Source organism: Streptomyces sp. NPDC050548 (assembly GCF_044457385.1).
In the GTDB taxonomy this organism is placed as follows: domain Bacteria; phylum Actinomycetota; class Actinomycetes; order Streptomycetales; family Streptomycetaceae; genus Streptomyces.
This window is the reverse complement of the sequence record NZ_JBITGV010000008.1, coordinates 187496-212859: the sequence shown is the minus strand read 5'-3', so window position 1 is coordinate 212859 and position 25364 is coordinate 187496. Positions and strand designations below refer to the sequence as shown.

Annotated in this window: 21 protein-coding genes and 1 pseudogene; 5 read left to right on the top strand and 17 right to left on the bottom strand. The window is 69.3% G+C overall.

What is annotated here, in order from left to right; genetic code table 11:
* Positions 1 to 16: 16 nt before the first annotated feature.
* Positions 17 to 532 carry a hypothetical protein gene (locus ACIBJH_RS23400; RefSeq protein ID WP_399118785.1) on the bottom strand — a complete coding sequence of 172 codons (516 nt, stop codon included), beginning with the start codon at positions 530 to 532 and terminating at the stop codon, positions 17 to 19.
* A 283-nt stretch (positions 533 to 815) separates the two neighbouring features.
* On the opposite strand from ACIBJH_RS23400, the gene ACIBJH_RS23395 reads away from it, so the two are divergent.
* Positions 816 to 1109, top strand: a complete 294-nt coding sequence (locus ACIBJH_RS23395; RefSeq protein ID WP_399118784.1) for a hypothetical protein — start codon at positions 816 to 818, stop codon at positions 1107 to 1109.
* Positions 1110 to 1443: pseudogene (locus ACIBJH_RS23390) on the top strand (SUMF1/EgtB/PvdO family nonheme iron enzyme); the annotation flags it as partial.
* Between the two features lie 11 nt (positions 1444 to 1454).
* Here ACIBJH_RS23390 and ACIBJH_RS23385 read toward each other — a convergent pair.
* Positions 1455 to 2669: an NAD(P)-binding domain-containing protein gene (locus ACIBJH_RS23385; protein WP_399118783.1), complete on the bottom strand. Its 1215-nt coding sequence runs from the start codon at positions 2667 to 2669 to the stop codon at positions 1455 to 1457.
* 124 nt (positions 2670 to 2793) lie between these two features.
* Entirely contained in the window at positions 2794 to 4068 is a 1275-nt protein-coding gene (locus ACIBJH_RS23380; protein WP_399118782.1) for an ATP-grasp domain-containing protein, read from the bottom strand.
* Between the two features lie 197 nt (positions 4069 to 4265).
* Here ACIBJH_RS23380 and fahA point away from each other — a divergent pair, with 197 nt between their 5' ends.
* Together fahA and ACIBJH_RS23370 are read left to right on the top strand one after the other, a co-directional pair.
* Positions 4266 to 5480, top strand: coding sequence for a fumarylacetoacetase (fahA, locus tag ACIBJH_RS23375; RefSeq protein ID WP_399118781.1), 1215 nt, complete (start codon positions 4266 to 4268; stop codon positions 5478 to 5480).
* A 405-nt stretch (positions 5481 to 5885) separates the two neighbouring features.
* Entirely contained in the window at positions 5886 to 6824 is a 939-nt protein-coding gene (locus tag ACIBJH_RS23370) for a M56 family metallopeptidase (protein WP_399118780.1), read from the top strand.
* Between the two features lie 49 nt (positions 6825 to 6873).
* Here the strand turns inward: ACIBJH_RS23370 and recQ are convergent, their stop codons facing one another.
* Entirely contained in the window at positions 6874 to 8913 is a 2040-nt protein-coding gene (gene recQ / locus ACIBJH_RS23365; protein WP_399118779.1) for a DNA helicase RecQ, read from the bottom strand.
* A 255-nt stretch (positions 8914 to 9168) separates the two neighbouring features.
* Here recQ and ACIBJH_RS23360 point away from each other — a divergent pair, with 255 nt between their 5' ends.
* The gene (locus ACIBJH_RS23360) at positions 9169 to 9723 is read left to right on the top strand and encodes a hypothetical protein (RefSeq protein WP_399118778.1); all 555 of its coding nucleotides are present in this window, start codon (positions 9169 to 9171) and stop codon (positions 9721 to 9723) included.
* A 68-nt stretch (positions 9724 to 9791) separates the two neighbouring features.
* Here ACIBJH_RS23360 and nuoN read toward each other — a convergent pair whose 3' ends face one another.
* Genes nuoN through ACIBJH_RS23295 form a run of 13 tightly spaced genes read right to left on the bottom strand, consistent with a single transcriptional unit; the run spans position 9792 to position 25354 of the window.
* Positions 9792 to 11447 (bottom strand): NADH-quinone oxidoreductase subunit NuoN, encoded by a 1656-nt coding sequence (nuoN, locus tag ACIBJH_RS23355; protein ID WP_399118777.1) that lies wholly within the window; start codon positions 11445 to 11447, stop codon positions 9792 to 9794.
* Positions 11444 to 13015 (bottom strand): NADH-quinone oxidoreductase subunit M, encoded by a 1572-nt coding sequence (locus tag ACIBJH_RS23350; RefSeq protein ID WP_399118776.1) that lies wholly within the window; start codon positions 13013 to 13015, stop codon positions 11444 to 11446. Before ACIBJH_RS23350 ends, nuoN begins: the two co-directional genes overlap by 4 nt.
* 5 nt (positions 13016 to 13020) lie before the next feature.
* Positions 13021 to 14916: an NADH-quinone oxidoreductase subunit L gene (gene nuoL / locus ACIBJH_RS23345; RefSeq protein ID WP_399118775.1), complete on the bottom strand. Its 1896-nt coding sequence runs from the start codon at positions 14914 to 14916 to the stop codon at positions 13021 to 13023.
* Positions 14917 to 14930: 14 nt separating this feature from the next.
* Positions 14931 to 15230 carry an NADH-quinone oxidoreductase subunit NuoK gene (gene nuoK, locus ACIBJH_RS23340; RefSeq protein WP_019074282.1) on the bottom strand — a complete coding sequence of 100 codons (300 nt, stop codon included), beginning with the start codon at positions 15228 to 15230 and terminating at the stop codon, positions 14931 to 14933.
* Complete coding sequence (locus ACIBJH_RS23335) at positions 15227 to 16078, bottom strand: NADH-quinone oxidoreductase subunit J (RefSeq protein WP_399118774.1); 852 nt, start codon at positions 16076 to 16078, stop codon at positions 15227 to 15229. Before ACIBJH_RS23335 ends, nuoK begins: the two co-directional genes overlap by 4 nt.
* Positions 16075 to 16677: an NADH-quinone oxidoreductase subunit NuoI gene (nuoI, locus tag ACIBJH_RS23330; protein ID WP_019074284.1), complete on the bottom strand. Its 603-nt coding sequence runs from the start codon at positions 16675 to 16677 to the stop codon at positions 16075 to 16077. Before nuoI ends, ACIBJH_RS23335 begins: the two co-directional genes overlap by 4 nt.
* On the bottom strand, positions 16670 to 18037 hold the full coding sequence (gene nuoH / locus ACIBJH_RS23325; protein WP_399118773.1) for an NADH-quinone oxidoreductase subunit NuoH: 1368 nt from the start codon (positions 18035 to 18037) through the stop codon (positions 16670 to 16672). The genes nuoI and nuoH overlap by 8 nt, the downstream gene beginning before the upstream one ends.
* On the bottom strand, positions 18034 to 20538 hold the full coding sequence (locus ACIBJH_RS23320) for an NADH-quinone oxidoreductase subunit G (RefSeq protein WP_399118772.1): 2505 nt from the start codon (positions 20536 to 20538) through the stop codon (positions 18034 to 18036). Before ACIBJH_RS23320 ends, nuoH begins: the two co-directional genes overlap by 4 nt.
* Positions 20535 to 21881, bottom strand: coding sequence for an NADH-quinone oxidoreductase subunit NuoF (gene nuoF / locus ACIBJH_RS23315; protein WP_399118771.1), 1347 nt, complete (start codon positions 21879 to 21881; stop codon positions 20535 to 20537). The genes ACIBJH_RS23320 and nuoF overlap by 4 nt, the downstream gene beginning before the upstream one ends.
* The gene (gene nuoE, locus ACIBJH_RS23310) at positions 21881 to 22729 is read right to left on the bottom strand and encodes an NADH-quinone oxidoreductase subunit NuoE (protein WP_200711428.1); all 849 of its coding nucleotides are present in this window, start codon (positions 22727 to 22729) and stop codon (positions 21881 to 21883) included. The genes nuoF and nuoE overlap by 1 nt, the downstream gene beginning before the upstream one ends.
* Positions 22726 to 24063, bottom strand: coding sequence for an NADH-quinone oxidoreductase subunit D (locus ACIBJH_RS23305; protein ID WP_399118770.1), 1338 nt, complete (start codon positions 24061 to 24063; stop codon positions 22726 to 22728). The genes nuoE and ACIBJH_RS23305 overlap by 4 nt, the downstream gene beginning before the upstream one ends.
* Positions 24060 to 24803 carry an NADH-quinone oxidoreductase subunit C gene (locus ACIBJH_RS23300; protein ID WP_399118769.1) on the bottom strand — a complete coding sequence of 248 codons (744 nt, stop codon included), beginning with the start codon at positions 24801 to 24803 and terminating at the stop codon, positions 24060 to 24062. The genes ACIBJH_RS23305 and ACIBJH_RS23300 overlap by 4 nt, the downstream gene beginning before the upstream one ends.
* Positions 24800 to 25354 carry an NADH-quinone oxidoreductase subunit B family protein gene (locus ACIBJH_RS23295; protein WP_007383964.1) on the bottom strand — a complete coding sequence of 185 codons (555 nt, stop codon included), beginning with the start codon at positions 25352 to 25354 and terminating at the stop codon, positions 24800 to 24802. The genes ACIBJH_RS23300 and ACIBJH_RS23295 overlap by 4 nt, the downstream gene beginning before the upstream one ends.
* Positions 25355 to 25364: the final 10 nt, after the last annotated feature.

Sequence of the window (25364 nt, the reverse complement as noted above, 5' to 3'; positions counted from 1 at the left end):
GGCCGTGCCCTGCCTGTCAGGTGTCGTCGGAAGTGCGCACGAGGGATCCGCCTATCCCGAAGGACAATGCCTTTTGGTCTCTGCTCAGTGAGCGTCGCATCGCGTTGACCAACTGCACCTGCGCCCGGGCTGGCGCCCTGCTCGCCCGGGCGAACTCCTCCTGGCTCAACGGATCACGCGTCGAGTCGCGTGCCGGGTCTCGCGCCACCGTGTCCAGGAACCCGTTGACGGCCTTGCCGAAGGTGTCGATCTCGGTCGCGACGTCCGCGGGAGCGACCAGGCCGGCGCGGGTCAGGGCCGCGCTCCACTCGCTCCAGTCGTAGTCCCATCCCTGCCGGCCGGCATGCGCGCGGCTGATGGTCATCGTGAACTTGGCGTAGTGGCTGATCAGTTCCTGGTAGGCGAGCAGCTGTTTGTCCCGCAGCCACCGACGGTCCTGGGCCCGGTGCGTGACGATGCCCCCGACCAGGACCCCCACCGTGGCGGACAGCGCACCGACGCCCGTTGTCAGCAGTGTGTCCAGCAGTGCCACTCCAGGCCCCGCATTCCCCGTCACTCGAACATCGGCGGCCCGAACCTACAGCCCTCGGCATGCATCATCCAGACATGTTCACCCCTGAACAACGCGACCACACCCGAGGCCGACGACGGCGACCGCTGGTCGGACACGGACCTCGGCACCGGCGGCACGAGCGTCATCCGGGTGTTCCGGGTGTTCCTGTTGCGGGGTAGGTGGAGCTGGACCTCTCCTTCGGTCCGGGAGTCGGAGTTCGGCACCCCAGCGGGCAGTCGGCCGCGTACGGCGAGAAGGTGACGTGTCGGGGGGTGTCCGCCCGCAGCGGTTGGCGCGTCAACGCGCCCCCGATCTCGAAAGACCGATTCCGCGCCGTTCCGAGGACGGACACCCCCGACGCGGCACCGACCCACACCGAACCGCAGGCGAACCACGCACGACCGGCCACACCCCCCACAAGCCAACCCGCCACCACACCGCACCGGAACTCCGCCGCACGCTGACCGCGACGATCACCGCGGCCACGACCGAACTGGACGTTCCCGCACCGGAGTTGGCGACCCGCCTCCGCCCGATGCTCCTGAAGCTGACGTAACGCAGTTGGACGGTCGCCCTCGCCGCCTTCGAACTCGGCACCTTCCCCGTCCCAGGCCCAGTACGCCCAGGTCACCGGCGAACACCCCAGCACCGCACCCGGCAGCAACCGCCTCCCCACCGAGGCCGAGTGGGAGTACGCGTGCCGCGCCAGGACGACCGCCCCCCGCTACGGGCCGCTCGACGACATCGCCCGACACCGCGGCAACTCCGAGGAACGGCCCGACGAACCCGGCGGCGGATGGTTCGACGAGCACTGGAGCTGCCGCGCCTCAGTACGCCGCCGAAGCCACCCGACCTTCCGCGTCGCCCGATCGCCGATCACCCAGACCTGACAACCCGTCAACTACCCGTGCGCCGCCACCAGATGCTTCGCCAACCGCGGCGACGCGAACTCCGTGCCGCACACGAACCGCATCACCGGCCCGTACGACGACGCGGCCGGCAGCCCCGTGAAGTACACCCCCGGCACGGAGGACACATACCCGGCACCGAGCTTCGGCGTACCCCGGCTCACCGCGAGCCGGGTGCGCAGCTCATGGCCCAGGAAGTCCATCGCCGCGATGTCGACCCGATAACCCGTCGCCGAGATGACATGGTCGGCGCCGAGGCGCTCGGTACCACCGCCGTGCGTGCCGACCGTCAGAACCGGACTGCCCGCCTCCGAGTCCGCCCGCACGATCCGGTCGACCTCGCTGACCTGCACCTTCCCCTCGAACCGCTCGCGCAGCCACCACGCGCCGAGCGGGCCGAGCACCCGGCGCACCAGGTAGTGGCGGGTCCCCTCGGGGAGATAGCGGTACGGCTGCGGGTAGTAGCTCAGCGCCCACAGCGACCACGCCCGCCCGAACGGCGACTCGGGACGCAGCTTCGGCTGCTCCCAGGGCGCCGCACCGAAGGCGACCCGCCCCCGCCCGCGCGAGACGATCCGAACCTGCGCGCCCGCCTCCGCCGCGAGCACCGCCGTCTCCAACGCGGACTGGCCCGCGCCGACGACGATCAGCTCCTTGCCCTTGAACCCGCTGAGGTCGTGGTGCTGGGAGCTGTGCGAGACGGGACCGGTGGGTGCGGGCCCGTCGGCCGCCGCCGCGGCCAGCTCGGGCGGGAGGTGGGCCAGGCCGTAGAGTCCGGTCGCCACCACGACCGCCCGGGCCGTGAACAACTCCCCCGAATCCAGCTTGAGTTCGAAGCCACCGCCCTTGTTCCGGTCCACGTTCCGGTCCACCGACACGACCCGTACCCGCTCCAGCTCGGGCACCAGCTTCTGCTGGAACCACTCCCCGTAGCCGATGAAGGTCTCGATGGGGATGATGTCCTCGTCGGTGACCAGGCGGGGGATGCCGGCCGCGTCGCAGTAGTCGACGAGGTTGTGGCCGGGCTGCGGAGCGTCGAAGTTGGAGGCGGCGGGGGTCGACTTGAGGAGCATCCCAGCGGGCATGTGGTCACGCCAACTGACCATCGGCTCGCCGAACACACGGACCGGGATGCCGCGCGCCCGCAGATGCGCGGCGGTGGACAGGCCGAACGGGCCGGCGCCGATGATTGCTACCGGTTGAATCACGAAGTCCCTCCCCAGGACGTCATTTCGCCACTTCGTGCTGAAGCTGCCGCCAACTGCCACAGGCCACTGGCTACTTGGCCACAGGACCACAGGCCACTGGACCACAGGTCACTGGACCCCAGGCCTATTGCTGGCTGCCGCCACTCGTGCCGCTGCCGCGCCGGTTGGTGCGCCACAGCTGATACAGATGCTTCGCGCCCGGCCGCACGAAGCGAGCGAGCATCGTGAAGAACGGCCGCAGGTCGTCACCCGCGAGCCAGGCCAGCTCGGTCCCGCTCGCCCTCGCCGGTGCGTGCGGCGTCGTATAGCCGCTGCGGCGGTAGGCGAGGAGGGCGGGCAGGTCGATGTTCTCCACGATGTACCGGTGGCCGGCGCGCTGTTCCCCCTCCGGGACAGGGCGGCCGGTCAGGTCGAGGTGCATGGCGCGGACGACGTCCACCCCCGACTCGTTCTCGAAGAGTCGGAACTGGGCGCCCATGCGGGGGTTGAAGTCGAGCAGTTTGTACTGACCGTCGCGCCGGTCGAAGCGCAGGTCGAGGTCGATGATTCCGGTGAAGCCGATCTGTTTGATAAAACGCGCGGCAAGATCCGAGAGTTCCGGATTGTCGACCACGTACGCATGTGCCGTCATCCCCGCATGCGGCGGCCACGAGCGCACTTTGACGCCGGTGAACATGGCGAGCGGAGTGGAGTCCTGGTCGAAGTAGGCGTGCACGATCCAGTCCTCGGCCTCCTCCCTCGGCAGGTACTCCTGGAGGATCACGCCGGGGTGCTCGCCCCAGTCACGGGCGAGCGCGAGCAGTCCCTCGCGGGTGGTGATCTTCGTCGTGCCGTTCACCGCGGGCCGCGAGCGTCGTACGAACGCCTCCCGGTTCTTGGCCACGATCGGGAAGCGGGCCTTCTCCGCGAAGTCGACGATGTCGTCGTAGGACTGCGGGAAGGCGGCCGTGGGGCTGGGGATGCCGTGTTCCACGCAGAGTTCGTGCAGCCCCCGTTTGCTGGCGAGGTGGCGCGGCAGCTTCGGATCGACGCGCGGTAACAGGAAGCGGTCGGTCAGCGCGTCCTGGTGCTCGGCGATCAGGACGGCGGCCTCCTCATCGGTGGGAATGAGGACGGTGCGACGGCCGATGCGGCGCCCGATGCGCAACAGTCCCTCGACGAGTCGTTCGGGTTCCTCGGTGCCGGTCGTCGGCCAGACGAACGCACGTTCCAGATAACGGGATACCGCGGCCGGCGTGTATCGGTCCTCCGTGATTGCATACATCGGCACGCCAAGACGGCCGAGACTGCGGATCGCGCCCACCCCGCCGTGATGCAGCGGATAGGCACCGAACTTCACGATCAGGCCCGGCACCGAGCGGTCGGCCTCGAAAGGCACGCTGCTGGTGCGTTTGGCCACGGGTCCCCCCACGTGTCCCCCCTACGGACCGGACCCACCCCGTCCGTGTCCCCCAAAGGACGCTAAGCCGGAATTGCCTCCTCCGACAAGACCTATTCGGACATTGCGAACTCTTTAGACACTGCCGCTCCCTGCAACTCACCCGTAACCTGTGGCGCGGCCACATGCGAGTACGTACGAGAGTGAGGCAGCACCCCATGCCCCCCTTCGATCTTCCCGAGGGCGATCCCTTCGGCCCGCACAACCTTCCCTACGGCGTCTTCTCACCCCTCGGCTCGGACGAACGGACCGTCGGCGTCCGGTACGGCGACCAGGTGCTCGACGCGGGCGCCGCCGCCGCCGCGCTCGGCTCGCCGTACGTCTCCCTCCTCGCGCACCCCACCCTCGCCCCCCTGCTCGCCGCGGGCCGTACGGCCTGGTCGGACGTCCGGCGCGCGCTGACCGCGTGGGTGACGGTGCCGTCCCACCAGGAGACGATCGCCCCCTTCCTCCACCCGCTCTCCGCGGTGACCCTGCACCTCCCCTTCGAGGTCGCGGACTACGTCGACTTCTACGCCTCCGAGAACCACGCCCGGAACGTCGGCCGCATCTTCCGCCCCGACGCGCCCGACTCCCTGACCCCCAACTGGAAGCATCTGCCCATCGGTTACCACGGCCGCTCGGGCACGATCGTGGTCTCGGACACGGACGTCGTACGACCGTCCGGGCAGCGCAAGTCCCCGTCCGACCCCGCGCCTGCCTTCGGCCCTTCCGTCCGCCTGGACATCGAGGCGGAGGTCGGCTTCGTGGTCGGCACGCCGTCGCGCATGGGCGAACCGGTGCCGCTCGCCGACTTCCGCGAACACGTCTTCGGCCTGTGCCTCCTCAACGACTGGTCCGCACGTGACATCCAGGCCTGGGAGTACGTCCCCCTCGGCCCGTTCCTCGGCAAGTCCTTCGCCACGTCGGTGTCGGCGTGGATCACGCCGCTGGACGCGCTGGAGGAATCACGGGTGGCACCACCGGAGCGCACGCACGAACTCCTCCCCTACCTGGACGACTCGGCGGAAGAACCCGGGGGCTACGACCTCCGCATCTCGGTCGCGATCAACGGCCACGTCGTCTCCGAGCCACCGTTCTCCACCATGTACTGGACGGCCGCACAGCAACTCGCCCAGATGACGGTCAACGGCGCCTCCCTGCGCACCGGCGACCTGTACGGCTCCGGCACGGTCAGCGGGCCGGCGGAACGCGAGCGCGGTTCGCTGCTGGAGCTGACCTGGAACGGCCGCGACGCCCTCGGACTCCCGGACGGCAAGCGGACGTTCCTGGAGGACGGCGACATCGTCACCCTGTCGGCCTGGGCACCGGGCGCGAACGGAACCCGGGTCGGCCTCGGCGAGGTCACCGGGCGGATCGTGGGACGGGACTGAGATGAGTTGCGGGCGGGAGCGGCGAGGCGGCTCGCGGGCGAGGCGTGAAACGGCTCGCGGGCCGGGGTTGAGTCGCGTCGCGGACAAGGCATGAGGCAGCTCGCGGACCAGGGATGACGCGGCTCGCGAGCCGAGGGTGGGGCGCATCGCGGGCAAGGCGTGAAGCAGCTCGCGGACCGAGGCCGACGCGCATCGCGGGCAAGGCGTGAAGCAGCTCGCGGACCGGAGTCGGGGTGGTCGCGGGTGCGGTCGGCGCTCGCCGTACACCTGACTCCGGCCGCCCGGACCGTCATACTGACGGCGGACGGGCCCACACCTCGTGCGCTCGCCCTCGGGTACAGCCGCACCCGCAGCCCCCGTTCTTCCCCCTGTCTGTGCCGTTGACCAGGATCCGGAGCCCGTGGCATGACTGTCTGCCTGCTCCTGCTGAGCGTCGTCGCCCTCTCGGCCGCCGTGCCGGTTCCGCGCGCGCTGACCCGGGCCGTGTGGCCCGAGCGGGAACCCGTGGTCGGCCTGTGGGTGTGGCAGTGCCTGGTCGCCACGGTCCTGCTGTGCTGTCTCGGCGCCCTCGTGCTCGGCGCGGCGGCCGTCTTCCACACCGTCCGCGACCATGTCTTCGCCCCGGCCCCGCCCGCCGTCACCGCGGCCTACGACCTCTCCGCCGCCCCCGTCTGGGCCGTCGCCCTCACGCTGTCGCTGGCGTGCGGCGCGGCCTGGACGACGGCGATGCTGGCCCGCGAACTCGCCGAGGCCCGCCGCCGGCGCGGACTGGCCCGCGCCCTGCTGCGCGAGCGCGCCCCCGACCTGCCCGCCGGGCTGCCCCCGGCGCGCGGTCCCCTCCTGGTCCTGGAGGACGAGTACCCGGACGCCTGGTGGATGCCGGGCCATCCGCCCCAACTGGTCGTGACCACGGGGGCCCTGCACCGCCTCACCGGCCACCAGCTCGACGCGGTCCTCACCCACGAACGCGGTCACGCCCGCGCCCACCACGACTGGCTGCTGCATCTGTCGACCGCGCTGGCCTCCGGTTTTCCGCGTGTCCCGCTGTTCGCCCACTTCTGCGACCAGACCCACCGCCTGGTGGAACTCGCCGCCGACGACACCGCGTCCCGCCAATGCGGCCACCTGACCACCGCGTTGGCACTGATCGAACTGAACAACCACCGCGGCGTTCTCTCCTGCGCCTCCAGCCACCGCCTCCTCGGCGAACGCGTCGACCGCCTCCTGGACCCCCGCCCCCGCCTGGGCCGCCGCCGCCGAGCCCTGACGACGACGGTCGCGACGCTGGTCCCCCTTCTCCCGCTGCTGATCGTGTTCGCGCCGGGACTTACTGCGCTGAGCTGAGGCCCGAGGCACGGCGGGCGTTGCCGCGGACCCCCTCAACTGCGAGCGGCTATATCCAGTCCTCGGGCTCCGGCTCCGCATCCATCTCCGGCCAGTAATCCGCACCGGGGTCGACATCCTTCGCCGCCCGACCCGCCGCGGGTGCAGCCTGCACCGGCACCTGCGCCGCGGCCGGAGTCGCAGTCGCAGTCGCAGTCGGCGCATCGCCCAACTCCGCCAGCACCCCGATCACGCCCTCCCCGTACGTCGCCAGCTTCTTCTCGCCGACCCCGCTGATCTCCCCCAACTGCCCCACCGACGTGGGCCACACCGTCGCGATCTCCCGAAGCGTGGCGTCATGGAAGATGACGTACGCCGGGACTCCCTGCTCACGGGCCTGCTCCGCACGCCAGGCCCGCAGGGCCTCGAAGGCGGGCTGCAACGACTCGGGCAGTTCGGCCGCCGCGGCCTTGGCCTTGCGCTCGCCCCGGCCGGAGGACGACGACCGCGAGGCCGCCGGCTTCTTCGGCTCCTTGCGCAGCGGCACCTCCCGCTCGCGCCGCAGCACCGTGCCGCTCGCCTCGGTGAGCACCAGCGTGCCGTACTCCCCCTCGACCGCGAGCAGCCCCTGCGCGAGCAACTGCCGTACGACGCCCCGCCATTCGCCCTCGCCCAGGTCCTCGCCGATGCCGAACACGGACAGCTGGTCGTGGTCGAACTGGATCACCTTTGCGGTCCGGCGTCCCATGAGGATGTCGACGATCTGCACGGCGCCGAACTTCTGGCCCCGCTCGCGCTGCAGCCGTACCACGGTCGACAGCACCTTCTGCGCGGCGACCGTGCCGTCCCAGGTCTCCGGCGGGGTGAGGCAGGTGTCGCAGTTTCCGCAGGCCGCCGCGTCCGGGTCCTGCCCGAAGTAGGCGAGCAGTTGGCCCCGTCGGCACTGTGCCGTCTCGCAGAGCGCGAGCATGGCCTCCAGGTGGGCGGCGGCGCGGCGGCGGAACGCCTCGTCGCCCTCGCTGGACTGGATCATCTTGCGCTGCTGTATGACGTCGTTCAGGCCGTACGCCATCCAGGCCGTGGAGGGTGCTCCGTCACGCCCCGCACGCCCCGTCTCCTGGTAGTAGCCCTCCACCGACTTGGGCAGGTCGAGGTGGGCGACGAACCGTACGTCCGGCTTGTCGATGCCCATGCCGAAGGCGATGGTCGCGACGACGATCAGGCCGTCCTCGCGCAGGAACCGGGACTGGTGTGCCGCGCGGGTACCCGAGTCGAGGCCCGCGTGGTACGGCACCGCCTCGATGCCGTTGCGGGACAGGAACTCGGCGGTCGTCTCGACCGACTTGCGCGACAGGCAGTACACGATGCCCGCGTCGCCCGCGTGCTCCTCGCGCAGGAAGCTCAGCAGCTGCTTCTTGGGGTCGGCCTTCGGCACGATCCGGTACTGGATGTTGGGCCGGTCGAAGCTGGCCACGAAGTGCCGGGCGTCCGGCATCTTCAGCCGCTGGGTGATCTCCTTGTGCGTGGCGTCCGTGGCCGTCGCCGTGAGGGCGATCCGCGGGACGTCCGGCCAGCGCTCGCCCAGGAGTGAGAGGGAAAGGTAGTCCGGGCGGAAGTCGTGGCCCCACGAGGACACGCAGTGCGCCTCGTCGATCGCGAACACCGAGATCTTGCCGCGCGAGAGCAGGTCCAGGGTGGAGTCGAGCCGCAGCCGCTCCGGCGCGAGATAGATGAGGTCCAGCTCGCCGGCGAGGAACTCGGCCTCGACCACGCGCCGCTCGTCGAAGTCCTGCGTCGAGTTCATGAACCCGGCGCGCACGCCGAGTGCCCGCAGCGCGTCCACCTGGTCCTGCATGAGCGCGATGAGCGGGGAGACGACCACGCCCGTACCGGGTCTGACCAGGGACGGAATCTGGTAGCACAGCGACTTGCCGCCACCCGTCGGCATGAGGACCACGGCGTCGCCGCCGGCCACCACATGCTCGATGACCTCTTCCTGCGCGCCGCGGAAGCTGTCGTAGCCGAAGACGCGGTGGAGCGTGGCCAGTGCCTCGCTCTCGCCGTGTGCCGTCGGCGTCCGTACTTCGGTCGTCACAACCGTCCCGCCCATCCCGTGCATCGCTCGTCCCCCGTACGTCGTCCCTCGACCACTGCGTCCACGATAGGGCTCCGCGCTGACAGCGTCGGAGTTATCCACAGGCCGGTGGCGGTGACCGGGTGTGGTCAGTCGAATGGCTCCCGTCACATGGCGCGACCGGTACGGCCGGAACATGCTGCTCGGGCGGGCCGGGGGAGGTCCGCCACGCCACCGAACGGACGGCGCGCCGTGTGCGCGGACGCCTCCCGAAGTCCAAGGAGCCCCACCATGTTCCCTCGGCCGCTGTCCCCTCGGCCCCCGTCCTCCCGGCCGCTGCGAGGCGCCGTCAAGACCGCCGCAGCGGTGGCGACGGCCGCGGCCTTCGCGCTGACGGCCGCCCCGGCCCATGCCGCGTCCGACCCCGACCCGTCCGCGCGGACCACGCTGAGCAAGACGTACCAGGCCACCTCGAAGTACGGGTACGAGGCGTTCGCGGTCACCCCGAGCGCCGGATACCAACGCTCCGACGACTGCGCCGACCACCTGCCCGAGGGCGGCATGGGCTACCACTACGTCAACCAGGCGAATATTGGTTCGCTCGATCCGGCGAAACCGGCGGCCCTGCTGTACGCGGACGGGTCCGACTTCGTCGAGGGGCGCCAGCTGGTCGCCGTGGAGTGGGTGGTGAAGGACTCGGGGCAGGCGGCGCCGACACTGTTCGGGCAGACCTTCCAGAAGGACCAGCTCCCGGGCTACTTCACGCTCCACGCCTGGATCTACAAGCCCAACCCCAAGGGCCTGTTCGCACCCTGGAACCCCGAGGTCGTCTGCCCGAAGGCCTGACCGCGCACGCACGAAGGCCCCGACCCCCACGAGGGGGAACCGGGGCCTTCGGCCCGCACTCGGCGGACTCAGCGGACGAAGATCCCCGCCTGATTCGCCAGGTCCAGGAAGTACTGCGGGGCCACGCCGAGGACGAGCGTGACCGCCACGCCGATCCCGATCGTCGCCATGGTCAACGGGGACGGGACCGCGACGGTGGGGCCGTCGGGCCGCGGCTCGCTGAAGAACATGAGCACGATCACGCGGATGTAGAAGAACGCCGCGATGGCGGAGGAGAGCACACCGACCACGACCAGCGGGGCCGCGCCGCCGGCCGCCGCCGCCTTGAACACGGCGAACTTCCCGGCGAAGCCGGCTGTCAGCGGAATGCCCGCGAAGGACAGCAGGAACACCGCGAAGACGGCCGCGACCAGGGGCGACCTGCGCCCGAGCCCGGCCCACTTCGACAGGTGCGTCGCCTCGCCGCCGGCGTCCCGTACGAGGGTGACGACCGCGAAGGCGCCGATCGTCACGAACGAGTACGCGCCCAGGTAGAAGAGCACGGACGAGACGCCGTCCCGGGTGGTCGCGATGACACCCGCGAGGATGAAGCCCGCGTGCGCGATCGACGAGTACGCCAGGAGCCGCTTGATGTCGGTCTGGGTGATCGCGACGATCGCGCCGCCCAGCATCGTGATGATCGCGACGCCCCACATGACGGGCCGCCAGTCCCAGCGCAGGCCCGGCAGTACGACGTAGAGGAGCCGGAGCAGCGCTCCGAAGGCGGCCACCTTGGTCGCGGCGGCCATGAAGCCGGTGACCGGGGTCGGGGCGCCCTGGTAGACGTCGGGCGTCCACATGTGGAACGGCACCGCGCCCACCTTGAACAGCAGCCCCATGACGATCATCGCGCCGCCGATGAGCAGCAACGCGTCGTTGCCCATGGTGTCCGCGAGGGCGGGGTTGATGTTGGTGATGGAGCCGTCGACGACCTGCGCGATCGTGGCGTACGACATGGAGCCCGCGTAGCCGTAGAGGAGCGCGATGCCGAAGAGGGTGAACGCGGAGGCGAAGGCGCCGAGGAGGAAGTACTTGACCGCGGCCTCCTGCGACAGGAGCCGCTTGCGGCGGGCCAGGGCGCAGAGGAGGTAGAGCGGGAGGGAGAAGACCTCCAGGGCCACGAACAGGGTCAACAGGTCGTTGGCGGACGGGAAGACGAGCATTCCGGAGACCGCGAAGAGCAGGAGCGGGAACACCTCCGTGGTGGTGAACCCGGCCTTGACGGCGGCCTTCTCGCTGTCGCTGCCGGGCACGGACGCGCCCTGCGCGGCGAAGGAGTCGACGCGGTTGCCGTGTGCCTCGGGGTCGAGGCGCCGCTCCGCGAAGGTGAACAGGCCGACGAGTCCGGAGAGCAGGATCACGCCCTGGAGGAACAGGGACGGTCCGTCGACCGCGATCGCGCCCATCGCCGCGATGTGCGCCTTGGTGGTGCCGTACCCGTCCGCCGCGAGCGCCACGACCGCCGCGAAGGCGGCACAGAGGGCTACGACGGACACGAACACCTGGGCGTAGTAACGGGACTTGCGCGGGACGAACGCCTCGACCAGTACCCCGATGAGAGCCGCGCCGAGGATGATCAAGGTGGGCGACAATTGCCCGTACTCGATCTTCGGCGCGGGGATCTTCGAGATCGGGTCCGCGGCTGCCGCCGTTGTCCACAGGCTGTGGACGGCTGTTGCGCTCACTTGGCCGCCTCCACCGAGGGCTTGGGATCCTTCTTGTGTACGTCGGACAGGGTCTGATTGACCGACGGGTTCACGATGTCCGTGACCGGCTTCGGGTAGACGCCCAGGAAGATCAGCAGCACGATCAGCGGGGCGACGACCAGGAGTTCACGCGGTCGCAGGTCCGGCATCGCGGCGACCTCGGGCTTCACCGGGCCGGTCATCGTCCGCTGGTAGAGGACGAGGGTGTACAGCGCGGCCAGGACGATGCCGAAGGTGGCGATGATCCCGATCGCCGGGTAGCGCGAGAACGTGCCGACCAGGACCAGGAACTCACTCACGAAGGGCGCGAGTCCCGGCAGCGACAGAGTCGCGAGGCTGCCGATCAGGAAGGTGCCTGCGAGCACCGGGGCCACTTTCTGCACCCCTCCGTAGTCGGCGATCAGACGCGAGCCGCGCCGCGAGATCAGGAAGCCGGCGACCAGCATCAACGCGGCCGTGGAAATACCGTGGTTGACCATGTAGAGCGTCGCGCCGGACTGGCCCTGGCTGGTCATCGCGAAGATGCCCAGGATGATGAACCCGAAGTGCGAGATCGACGCGTACGCCACCAGCCGCTTGATGTCCCGCTGTCCGACCGCGAGCAGCGCCCCGTAGATGATGCTGATCAGGGCGAGGACCAGGATGACGGGCGTCGCCCACTTGCTGGCCTCCGGGAAGAGTTGGAGGCAGAAGCGGAGCATCGCGAAGGTGCCCACCTTGTCGACGACCGCCGTGATGAGCACGGCGACCGGCGCGGTGGACTCCTGCATGGCGTTGGGCAGCCAGGTGTGCAGCGGCCACAGCGGCGCCTTCACCGCGAAGGCGAAGAAGAAGCCGAGGAACAGCCAGCGTTCGGTGTTGGTCGCCATGTGCAGCGTGCCGTCGGCCCGCGCCTGCGCGATGTCCGCGAGCGAGAAGTTTCCGGCCACTACGTAGAGGCCGATCACGGCGGCCAGCATGATGAGCCCGCCGACCAGGTTGTAGAGCAGGAACTTGACGGCGGCGTACGACCGTTGGGTGGCCGCCGCCTCGTCGCCGTGCTCGTGGGCCCGGTCTCCGAAGCCGCCGATGAGGAAGTACATCGGGATGAGCATGGCTTCGAAGAAGATGTAGAAGAGGAAGACGTCGGTGGCCTCGAAGGAGATGATCACCATCGCCTCCACCGCAAGGATGAGGGCGAAGAAGCCCTGGGTGGGCCGCCAGCGCTTGCTGCCGGTCTCCAGGGGGTCGGCGTCGTGCCAGCCGGCCAGGATCACGAACGGGATCAGCAGGGCGGTGAGCGCGATGAGCGCGACCGCGATGCCGTCCACACCCAGCTCGTAGCGGACCCCGAAGTCGGCGATCCAGGCGTGGGACTCGGTGAGTTGGTAGCGGTCGCCGCCCGGGTCGAAGCGCACCAGGACGACGATGCCCAGCGCGAGCGTGGCCAGCGAGACGGACAGCGCCAGCCATTTCGCGGCGGTGCGCCGGGCGGCCGGGACGGCGGCCGTGGCCACCGCCCCGAGGGCCGGGAGCGCCGCCGTCGCTGTCAGGAGGGGAAAGGACATCGGTATCAGACCGCCCTCATCAGCAGGGTCGCGGCGACGAGGATGGCCGCACCGCCGAACATCGAGACCGCGTACGACCGCGCGTAGCCGTTCTGCAGCTTGCGCAGCCTTCCGGAGAGGCCGCCCATGGAGGCCGCCGTGCCGTTGACGACGCCGTCGACCAGGGTGTGGTCGACGTAGACCAGGGAGCGGGTGAGGTGCTCGCCGCCGCGCACCAGGACGACGTGGTTGAAGTCGTCCTGGAGGAGGTCGCGGCGGGCGGCCCGGGTGAGCAGCGAGCCGCGCGGGGCGACTGCCGGGACCGGACGGCGCCCGTACTGCGCCCAGGCGATCGCGACGCCGATGACGAGCACGACCATGGTGGCCAGGGTGACCGTGAGGGCGCTGACCGGGGAGTTGCCCTCCTCGTGGCCGGTGATGGGCTCCAGCCAGTGCAGGAAGCGGTCGCCGATGCCGAAGAAGGCGCCGGCGAAGACCGATCCGAAGGCCAGCACGATCATCGGGATCGTCATCGTCCTCGGGGACTCGTGCGGGTGCGGCTCGTGGCCGTTCTCGTCGGGCTGCCAGCGCTTCTCTCCGAAGAAGGTCATCAGCATCACGCGCGTCATGTAGAACGCCGTGATGGCCGCGCCCAGCAGGGCCGCGCCGCCGAGGATCCAGCCCTCGGTGCCGCCCTTGGCGAAGGCCGCCTCGATGATCTTGTCCTTGGAGAAGAAGCCGGACAGGCCCGGGAAGCCGATGATGGCGAGGTAGCCGAGGCCGAAGGTGATGAACGTGACCGGCATGTACTTCCTGAGGCCGCCGTACTTCCTCATGTCGACCTCGTCGTTCATGCCGTGCATGACGGAGCCGGCGCCGAGGAAGAGCCCGGCCTTGAAGAAGCCGTGCGTCACCAGGTGCATGATCGCGAAGACGTAGCCGATGGGGCCGAGGCCGGCGGCGAGCACCATGTAGCCGATCTGCGACATCGTCGAGCCGGCGAGGGCCTTCTTGATGTCGTCCTTCGCACAACCGACGATCGCACCGAAGAGGAGCGTGACGGCACCGACGACGGTGACCACCAACTGCGCGTCCGGTGCCGCGTTGAAGATCGCTCCGGAGCGGACGATCAGGTACACGCCGGCGGTCACCATGGTCGCCGCGTGGATGAGGGCCGAGACCGGGGTCGGGCCCTCCATCGCGTCGCCGAGCCAGGACTGCAGCGGCACCTGGGCGGACTTGCCGCAGGCGGCGAGGAGCAGCATCAGGGCGATGCCGGTGAGCTTGCCCTCGGAGGCGTCGCCGACGTGGCTGAGGACCGGCCCGAAGGCGAAGGTCCCGAACGTCGTGAACATCAGCATGATGGCGATCGACAGGCCCATGTCGCCGACCCGGTTGACCAGGAAGGCCTTCTTCGCGGCGGTGGCCGCGCTGGGCTTGTGCTGCCAGAAGCCGATCAGCAGGTAGGAGGCGAGACCGACGCCTTCCCAACCGACGTACAGCAGCAGGTAGTTGTCGGCGAGGACGAGGATCAGCATCGCCGCGAGGAACAGGTTCAGATAGCCGAAGAAGCGGCGGCGGCGCTCGTCGTGCTCCATGTACCCGACCGAGTACAGGTGGATGAGCGAGCCGACACCGGTGATCAGCAGGACGAAGGTCATCGACAGCTGGTCGAGGCGGAAGGTGACGTCCGCCTGGAAGCCCTCGACGGGGACCCAGGTCCACAGGTGCTGCAAGAGCGTCCGGTGCTCGGCGTTCTTCCCCAGCAGGTCGGTGAAGAGGACGACACCGATCACGAAGGAGGCGGACGACAGGAGCGTGCCGATCCAGTGGCCGACGGCATCGAGCCGCCGGCCGCCGCACAGCAGTACGACCGCTCCGAGCAGAGGCGCCGCTACCAGCAGCGCAATCAGGTTCTCCACGATTCAGCGACCCCTCAGAGCTTCATCAGGCTGGCGTCGTCGACCGAGGCCGAGTGGCGGGAACGGAACAGCGACACGATGATCGCGAGCCCGACCACGACTTCCGCGGCGGCGACGACCATCGTGAAGAAGGCGATGACCTGACCGTCGAGGTTGCCGTGCATCCGGGAGAAGGTGACGAACGCGAGGTTGCAGGCGTTGAGCATCAGCTCGACGCACATGAAGACGACGATCGCGTTGCGCCTGATCAGTACGCCGGTGGCGCCGATCGTGAACAACAGGGCGGAGAGATAGAGGTAGTTGACGGGGTTCACTTCGACGCCTCCTCGGTCCGCTTGAGGTTCGCCGGCGCGATCTCGGTGCGCTCCAGGCGCTCCTCGGCGCGCTGCTCCAGGGCCCGCAGATCGTTCAGCGCCTCGCTGGACACGTCACGGATCTGGCCGCGGTCGCGGAGCGTCTTGCTGACCGTCAGCTCGGACGGGGTGCCGTCGGGCAGCAGGCCCTGGACGTCCACCGCGTTGTGCCGGGCGTAGACGCCGGGGGCCGGGAGCGGCGGGACGTGCTTGCCCTCGCGGACGCGCCGCTCGGACAGCTCGCGCTGGGTCTTGGGCCGCTCGGTGCGCTCGCGGTGGGTGAGCACCATGGCGCCGACGGCGGCCGTGATCAGCAGGGCGCCGGTGATTTCGAAGGCGAAGACGTACTTGGTGAAGATGAGGGCGGCCAGGCCCTGTACGTTGCCGTTCGCGTTGGCCGTGCTCAGGCCGTCGAACTGGTTGAGCGAGGCGTTGCCGATGCCCGCGACCAGCAGGATGCCGAAGCCGAGCCCACAGAGAAGGGCCAGCCAGCGCTGGCCCTTGATGGTCTCCGTCAGGGAGTCGGCGGCCGTGACGCCGACCAGCATCACCACGAAGAGGAACAGCATCATGATCGCGCCGGTGTAGACGACGATCTGGACGACGCCCAGGAAGTAGGCGCCGTTGGCGAGGTAGAACACCGCCAGGATGATCATGGTCCCGGCGAGGGAGAGGGCGCTGTGCACGGCCCTCTTCATGAGGATGGTGGACAGGGCGCCGATCACCGCGACCGTGCCGAGGACCCAGAACTGGAAGGCCTCGCCGGTGGAGGTGGAGTAGGCGGCGGCGGCGGTGAACTGCGCGCTCATGCCTCCACCCCCTCTTCCTCGGGCTTCTCGCCCTTGGAGACGGCCACTTGGGGCACCGTCCCGGGTGCGGCCTCCGTCACCAGGCCCCGGTAGTAGTCCTGTTCGGTCATCCCCGGGTAGATGGCGTGCGGGCTGTCGACCATGGTGTCTTCGAGGCCGGCCAGCAGCTGTTCCTTGGTGTAGATGAGGTTGGCGCGGCTGCTGTCGGCCAGCTCGAACTCGTTGGTCATCGTCAACGCGCGCGTGGGGCACGCCTCGATGCACAGGCCGCACAGGATGCAGCGGGCGTAGTTGATCTGGTAGACGCGGCCGTACCGCTCTCCCGGCGAGTAGCGCTCCTCGTCGGTGTTGTCGGCGCCCTCCACATAGATGGCGTCGGCGGGGCAGGCCCAGGCACACAGCTCGCAGCCGACGCACTTCTCCAGGCCGTCCGGATGGCGGTTGAGCTGGTGCCGTCCGTGGAACCGGGGGGCTGTGGTCTTCTGCTGCTCCGGGTACTGCTCGGTCAGCCGCTTCTTGAACATGGCCTTGAAGGTCACGCCGAAGCCGGCCACGGGGTTCTGGAAACCGGGTGTGGTCTCCTTGGGCTCCTCAGCCATCGGACGCCTCCTTTCCATCCAGAGATCCGTCACTGCCAGTATCCGAGCCGCCACTGACAATCAGCTCCCGCTCGCGTCGCGAGGGGCGCCGAGGCACCGGCGGCAACTCCTGTCCCGGCAGCGGCGGTACGGGGAATCCGCCCGCCATCGCGTCGAACCCGGCGGGTTCCTCGGCCAGCCGCGCGTCGTCCTTGGCCTTCTGGCGGAACATGTCCGCGATGAAGGACAGCAACAGCAGGACGAGCACACCGCCGCCGATGTAGAGGGCGATGTCGGCGAAGTCGTAGTTCTGGTTCCTGAGGGTCCGTACGGTCGCGACGAGCATCAGCCAGACCACGGAGACCGGGATGAGGACCTTCCAGCCGAGCTTCATCAACTGGTCGTAGCGCACACGCGGGAGGGTGCCGCGGAGCCAGATGAAGAAGAACAGCAGCAGCTGGACCTTGACGACGAACCAGAGCATCGGCCACCAGCCGTGGTTCGCGCCCTCCCAGAAGGAGCTGATCGGCCACGGGGCCCGCCAGCCGCCCAGGAAGAGCGTGGTCGACACCGCGGAGACCGTCACCATGTTCACGTACTCGGCGAGCATGAAGAGCGCGAACTTGATGGACGAGTACTCGGTGTTGAAGCCGCCGACCAGGTCGCCCTCGGACTCCGGCATGTCGAAGGGGGCGCGGTTGGTCTCGCCGACCATCGTGATGACGTAGATGATGAAGGAGACCGGCAGCAGGAGGATGTACCAGCGGTCGTGCTGTTGTTCAACGATCGTCGACGTGGACATCGACCCGGAGTAGAGGAACACCGAGGCGAACGCGGCGCCCATGGCGATCTCGTAGGAGATCATCTGGGCGCAGGAGCGCAGGCCGCCCAGGAGCGGGTAGGTGGAGCCGGAGCTCCAGCCCGCCAGGACGATGCCGTAGATGCCGACCGAGGCGACCGCGAGGATGTAGAGCATCGCGATCGGGAGGTCGGTGAGCTGCATCGTGGTGCGGTGACCGAAGATCGACACCTCGTTGTCGGCCGGTCCGAAGGGGATGACCGCGATCGCCATGAAGGCCGGGATGGCCGCGACGACCGGGGCCAGGATGTAGATCACCTTGTCGGCGCGCTTGACGATCAGGTCTTCCTTGAGCATCAGCTTCACGCCGTCGGCCAGCGACTGGAGCATGCCCCAGGGGCCGTGCCGGTTGGGGCCGATGCGCAGCTGCATCCAGGCGACGACCTTGCGTTCCCAGACGATCGAGAACAGCACGGTGATCATCAGGAAGGCGAAGCAGAACACCGCCTTGACGACGACGAGCCACCAGGGGTCGCGGCCGAACATCGAGAGGTCTTCCGCGGCGAGGTACAGATTGCTCATGCCTCCACCTCCTTGGGGGCCTCGCCCGCGAGCGTGGCCGGGCCGATGCGGACGAGTGCGCCGGGCAGCGCCCCGGTGTCGGAGGCGACGCCCCCGCCGGTGGAGTTCAGCGGGAGCCAGACCACCCGGTCGGGCATCTCGGTGATCCGCAGCGGGAGTTCGACGGTTCCGGAGGTGCCGGTCACGGCGAGGGCGTCGCCGTCCTTCACGCCGGCCTCGGCGGCCGTGGCGGCCGACACGCGCGCGTGGGCGGCGTGCCGGGTGCCGGCGAGCGCTTCGTCGCCCTCCTGGAGGACACCCTGGTCGAGCAGCAGCCGGTGCCCGGCGAGCACGGCCTCCCCGGCGGCCGGCCGGGGCAGCGCGCCCGCGGTCTCCAGCGGTTCGGTGGCCCGCGGCCCGTCCCAGGCACCGAGTCGGTCCAACTCCGCGCGCGTGGTGCGCAGATCGGGCAGACCCAGGTGTACGTCCATGGCGTCGGCCAGCATCTGCAGGACGCGCGCGTCGGTCGGCGCGAGGTGCCGCGTCATCTGGTCGGGCTTGAGCGCCGCGTCGAAGAAGCGGACCCTGCCCTCCCAGTTGAGGAAGGCGCCCGCCTTCTCGGGGACCGCCGCGACCGGGAGGACGACATCGGCGTGTTCGGTGATCTCGCTGGGCCGCAGTTCGAGCGACACCAGGAAGCCCACTTCCTGGAGTGCCGCACGCGTGCGTGCCGGGTCGGGCAGGTCGCCCGCCTCCACACCGGCGACGAGCAGCGCCCGCAGTTCACCGCCGGCGGCGGCCTCGACGATCTGGCCGGCGTCGCGGCCGTAGCGGTGCGGGAGTTCGGCAACGCCCCAGGCGACGGCGACCTCCTCACGCGCGCGTGGATCGGTTGCCGGACGTCCGCCCGGCAGCAGCGACGGCAGCGCACCCGCCTCGATCGCCCCGCGCTCCCCGGCCCGGCGCGGAATCCACACCAGTTCGGCGCCGGTCGCGGACGCGGCCCGTACGGCGGCGGTGAGGCCCCCGGCGACGGCGGCCAGCCGCTCACCTACGACGATCACCGCACCCTCGGTACGCAGCGCCTCGGAGGCGCGGGCTCCGTCATCCTCCAGGCCGACCCCGCTCGCGAGCGCGTCCAGCCACTCGGTCTCGGTACCAGGAGCGGCCGGCAGCAGAGTGCCGCCCGCCTTCTCCAGGCCGCGCGTGGCGAACGTGGCCAGCGAGAACACCCGCTGCCCGTGCGTGCGCGAGGCCTTGCGCAGCCTCAGGAAGACACCGGGTGCCTCCTCCTCGGACTCGAACCCGACCAGCAGAACGGCGGGCGCCTTCTCCAGGGAGGTGTACGTGACGCCCTTGCCGTCGAGGTCCCGGCCGCGACCGGCCACCCGGGCGGCCAGGAAGTCGGCCTCCTCGCTGCTGTGCACGCGCGCGCGGAAGTCGATGTCGTTCGTGTCGAGCGCCACGCGCGCGAACTTGCTGTACGCGTAGGCGTCCTCGATGGTGAGCCGGCCACCGGTCAGGACACCGGTCCGGCCGCGCGAGGCGAGCAGTCCCTGGGCGGCGATCTGCAGTGCCTCCGGCCAGGAGGCCGGGACGAGTTCGCCCTCGGGGTTGCGGATCAGCGGCGTCTCCAGCCGGTCGCGTTGCTGCGCGTACCGGAAGGCGAAGCGCCCCTTGTCGCAGATCCACTCCTCGTTGACCTCGGGGTCCACGGCCGCCAGGCGCCGCATGACCTTGCCGCGCCGGTGGTCGGTGCGGGTCGCGCAACCCCCGGAGCAGTGCTCGCACACGGAGGGCGTGGAGACCAGGTCGAAGGGGCGGGAGCGGAATCGGTACGCCGCCGAGGTCAGCGCGCCCACCGGGCAGATCTGGATGGTGTTCCCGGAGAAGTACGACTCGAAGGGGTCGCCCTCACCGGTGCCGACCTGTTGCAGCGCGCCCCGCTCCAGCAGCTCGATCATCGGGTCGCCCGCGATCTGGTTGGAGAAGCGGGTGCAGCGGGCGCACAGCACGCACCGTTCGCGGTCGAGCAGCACCTGGGTGGAGATCGGGACGGGCTTCTCGTAGGTCCGCTTCCGGCCCTCGAAGCGGGAGTCCGCCTGGCCGTGGGACATCGCCTGGTTCTGCAGGGGGCACTCGCCGCCCTTGTCGCAGACCGGGCAGTCCAGCGGGTGGTTGATGAGGAGCAGCTCCATCACACCGTGCTGGGCCTTCTCGGCCACGGGCGAGCTGAGCTGGGTCTTGACGACCATGCCGTCCGTGCACGTGATCGTGCAGGACGCCATCGGCTTGCGCTGGCCCTCGACCTCGACGATGCACTGACGGCAGGCGCCGGCCGGATCGAGGAGAGGGTGGTCGCAGAACCGGGGGATCTCGATGCCGAGTTGCTCGGCGGCGCGGATGACCAGGGTGCCCTTGGGCACACTGATCTCGGCGCCGTCGATCGTCAGCGAGACGAGATCCTCCGGCGGGACCGCCGCCTCTCCCCCACCCGAGGGAGCGCTCGTGGTCACCGTCATGCGTTCACCTCCGTGCGGTCGGCCCAGGCCGTGGACTTGGCCGGGTCGAAGGGGCAGCCCCGGCCCGTGATGTGCTGCTCGTACTCCTCGCGGAAGTACTTGAGCGAGGAGAAGATCGGCGAGGCGGCGCCGTCGCCGAGGGCGCAGAAGGACTTGCCGTTGATGTTGTCGGCGATGTCGTTCAGCTTGTCGAGGTCGGACATCGCGCCCTTGCCGGCCTCGATGTCGCGCAGCAACTGCACGAGCCAGTACGTCCCTTCACGGCACGGTGTGCACTTGCCGCAGGACTCGTGGGCGTAGAACTCGGTCCAGCGGGTGACGGCACGCACGACGCAGGTCGTCTCGTCGAAACACTGCAGAGCTTTTGTGCCGAGCATGGAACCCGCGGCACCCACTCCTTCGTAATCAAGAGGGACGTCGAGGTGCTCGTCGGTGAACATCGGCGTGGAAGAACCGCCCGGCGTCCAGAACTTGAGGCGATGCCCGGCGCGCATCCCGCCGCTCATGTCGAGCAGTTGGCGGAGTGTGATGCCGAGCGGCGCCTCGTACTGACCGGGGCTGGTGACATGGCCGCTGAGCGAGTAGAGCGTGAAGCCCGGAGACTTCTCGCTGCCCATCGACCTGAACCATTCCTTGCCTTTTTGCAGAATCGCGGGAACTGACGCGATCGACTCGACGTTATTCACCACAGTCGGGCACGCATAGAGGCCCGCGACGGCAGGGAAAGGGGGACGGAGCCGCGGTTGACCACGGCGGCCTTCGAGCGAGTCGAGCAGTGCGGTCTCCTCACCGCAGATGTACGCGCCCGCACCCGCGTGCACGGTGAGCTGCAGGTCCAGGCCACTGCCCAGGATGTTCTCGCCGAGGTAGCCCGCCGCGTAGGCCTCACGCACGGCCTCGTGCAACCGCCGCAATACGGGGACGACTTCACCACGCAGATAGATGAAGGCATGCGAAGACCTGATGGCATAACACGCGATGACAATGCCCTCGATGAGGCTGTGCGGGTTCGCGAAGAGGAGCGGGATGTCCTTACAGGTTCCGGGCTCCGACTCGTCGGCGTTGACAACTAGATAGTGTGGTTTTCCATCCCCTTGGGGAATGAATTGCCATTTCATTCCGGTGGGGAAGCCGGCGCCACCGCGACCGCGCAGACCGGAGTCCTTCACATACGCGATGAGGTCGTCCGGCGACATGGCGAGCGCCTTGCGGAGCCCCTCGTATCCCTCGTGCCTTCGGTACGTGTCCAGAGTCCAGGACTCGTTCTCGTCCCAGAAGGCCGACAGCACGGGTGCGAGCAGCTTCTCGGGGCTGTGGTCTTTCAGTTCGGGTGCCAAGGTCATCACTCCCCCTCCTCGGCGACAGGCCCCGCCGGGTGGGCGGGGTCGGAGGCCGACGTGTCCTGCGGCGCATCGTGCGAACTGAGGTGCTCGGCCGGCGACTGGTCCTGCGGCGCTCCGGAGCCGCGCGGATGGACCACGCGCGCGGGTGCGGTCTCTCCCCTGGCCAGGCGGAGGCCCACCAGCGACGCGGGTCCCGCACCGCCGCTCGCCTCGACGGCCCCGGGCCGCTCGTCGGGGAAGCCGGCGAGGATCCGCGCGGTCTCCTTGAAGGTGCACATCGGTGCCCCGCGCGTGGGCTCCACGGGTGCGCCCGTGCGCAGGTCGTCGACGAGGCGCCGGGCGCTGGCGGGGGTCTGGTTGTCGAAGAACTCCCAGTTGACCATCACCACCGGCGCGAAGTCGCAGGCCGCGTTGCACTCGATGTGCTCCAGGGTGACCTTGCCGTCGCCGGTGGTCTCACCGTTGCCGACGCCCAGGTGCTCCTGGAGCGACTCGAAGATCGCGTCGCCGCCCATCACCGCGCACAGCGTGTTGGTGCAGACCCCGACCTGGTAGTCGCCGCTCGGGCGGCGCCGGTACATCGTGTAGAAGGTCGCGACGGCGGCGACCTCGGCCGTGGTCAGCTCCAGCAGGTCCGCGCAGAACTGCTGCCCCGTGCGCGTGACATGGCCTTCCTCCGCCTGCACGAGATGCAGCAACGGCAGGAGGGCCGAGCGGGAGTCCGGGTAGCGGGCGATGATCTCCCGCCCGTCGGCCTCCAGCCGGGCCCGGACATCGTCCGGGTAAGCGGGCGCGGGCAGTTGGGGCATGCCCAGGCTGACGCCCTGCTCCGAAGAACTGGTGGTCACCGGTCGACGCCTCCCATCACGGGGTCGATGGACGCGACAGCGACGATGACGTCGGCGACCTGGCCGCCCTCGCACATCGCCGCCATGGCCTGAAGGTTGGTGAAGGACGGGTCCCTGAAGTGGACCCGGTAGGGGCGGGTGCCTCCGTCGGACACGGCGTGCACCCCGAGTTCGCCCTTGGGCGACTCGACCGCCGCGTACGCCTGTCCCGGCGGGACACGGAAGCCCTCGGTCACCAGCTTGAAGTGGTGGATCAGGGCCTCCATGGAGGTGCCCATGATCTTCTTGATGTGGTCGAGCGAGTTGCCCAACCCGTCCGGCCCGAGCGCGAGTTGGGCGGGCCAGGCGATCTTCTTGTCGGCGACCATGACCGGTCCGGGCTGCAGCCGGTCCAGGCACTGTTCGACGATCCGCAGCGACTGGCGCATCTCCTCAAGGCGGATGAGGAAGCGGCCGTAGGAGTCGCAGGTGTCGGCGGTCGGGACGTCGAAGTCGTACGTCTCGTAGTCGCAGTACGGCTGCGCCTTGCGCAGGTCGTGCGGCAGACCTGTGGAGCGCAGGATCGGGCCGGTGGCACCGAGGGCCATGCAGCCGGTCAGGTCGAGGTAACCGACGTCCTGCATACGGGCCTTGAAGATGGGGTTCCCGGTGGCGAGCTTGTCGTACTCCGGGAGGTTCTTCTTCATCTTCTTCACGAACTCGCGGATCTGGTCCACCGCGCCGGGCGGCAGGTCCTGGGCGAGTCCGCCGGGGCGGATGTACGCGTGGTTCATCCGCAGGCCCGTGATGAGCTCGTAGATGTCGAGAATCATTTCACGATCACGGAATCCGTAGATCATGATCGTGGTGGCGCCGAGTTCCATCCCGCCGGTGGCGATGCACACCAGGTGGGAGGACATCCGGTTCAGCTCCATCAGGAGCACCCGGATGATCTTCGCCCGCTCGGTGATCTGGTCCTCGACGCCGAGGAGTTTCTCGACGGCGAGACAGTAGGCGGTCTCGTTGAAGAAGGACGTCAGGTAGTCCATGCGCGTCACGAACGTGGTGCCCTGCGTCCACGTGCGGTATTCGAGGTTCTTCTCGATACCGGTGTGGAGGTAGCCGATGCCGCAGCGGGCCTCGGTGACCGTCTCGCCGTCGATCTCCAGGATGAGACGGAGCACACCGTGTGTGGAGGGGTGCTGGGGCCCCATGTTGACGACGATGCGCTCGTCGTCAGCGCGGGCCGCGGACTGGACGACCTCGTCCCAGTCGCCACCGGTGACCGTATATACGGTGCCCTCGGTGGTCTCGCGCGCCGAAGCGGCCGAAGCGGATGCTGACTGCGTGCTCACGAGTACGACCTCCGCTGGTCCGGAGCCGGGATCTGGGCGCCCTTGTACTCGACGGCGATGCCGCCGAGGGGGTAGTCCTTGCGCTGCGGGTGGCCCGGCCAGTCGTCCGGCATCATGATCCGCGTCAGCGCCGGGTGGCCGTCGAAGACGATGCCGAAGAAGTCGTAGGTCTCGCGCTCGTGCCAGTCGTTGGTCGGATAGACCGAGACCAGTGACGGGATGTGCGGATCGCTGTCCGGGGCGCTGACTTCGAGGCGGATCAACCGATTGTGGGTGATCGAGCGCAGGTGGTAGACGGCGTGCAGCTCGCGGCCCTTGTCGTGCAGGTAGTGAACTGCGCTGACTCCGGTGCAGAGTTCGAAGCGCAGGGCCGGGTCGTCGCGCAGGGTCTGGGCGACGCGGAGCAGGTGCTCGCGTTCGATGTGGAAGGTGAGTTCACCGCGGTCGACAATCGTTTTTTCGATCGCGTTGTCCGGCAGCAGTCCCTGTTCCTCCAGGGCGCCTTCCAGTTCGTCGGCGACCTCGTCGAACCAGCCGCCGTAGGGCCGGTTCGTCGCTCCCGGCAGGCGGATCGAGCGGACCAGGCCGCCGTAGCCGGAGGTGTCGCCGCCGTTGTTGGCGCCGAACATGCCGCGCTGGACGCGGATCTCCTCACCGCCTTCCCCGCGCTGGCCGGGGAGGTTGGAGGCACCGAGGTCCTTCTCGGGGTTGACTCCGTTGGTGCCGTTCGCGTCGCTCACCGCAGCAGGCCCTTCATCTCGATGGTGGGCAGTGCCTTGAGCGCCGCCTCCTCCGCCTCGCGGGCCGCCTCCTCGGCGTTCACGCCGAGCTTGGAGGACTGGATCTTCTGGTGGAGCTTGAGGATCGCGTCCATCAGCATCTCGGGCCGTGGCGGGCAGCCCGGGAGATAGATGTCGACCGGGACGATGTGGTCGACGCCCTGCACGATCGCGTAGTTGTTGAACATGCCGCCCGACGAGGCGCAGACCCCCATGGAGATCACCCACTTGGGGTTCGGCATCTGGTCATAGACCTGCCGCAGCACCGGCGCCATCTTCTGGCTGACCCGGCCCGCGACGATCATCAGGTCCGCCTGGCGCGGAGAACCGCGGAAGACCTCCATGCCGAAGCGCGCCAGGTCGTACCGTCCGGCGCCGGTCGTCATCATCTCGATGGCGCAGCAGGCGAGTCCGAACGTGGCCGGGAAGACGGACGCCTTGCGCACCCAGCCCGCGGCCTGCTCGACGGTGGTGAGCAGGAAGCCGCTCGGCAGCTTTTCTTCGAGTCCCATGAGTTAAAGG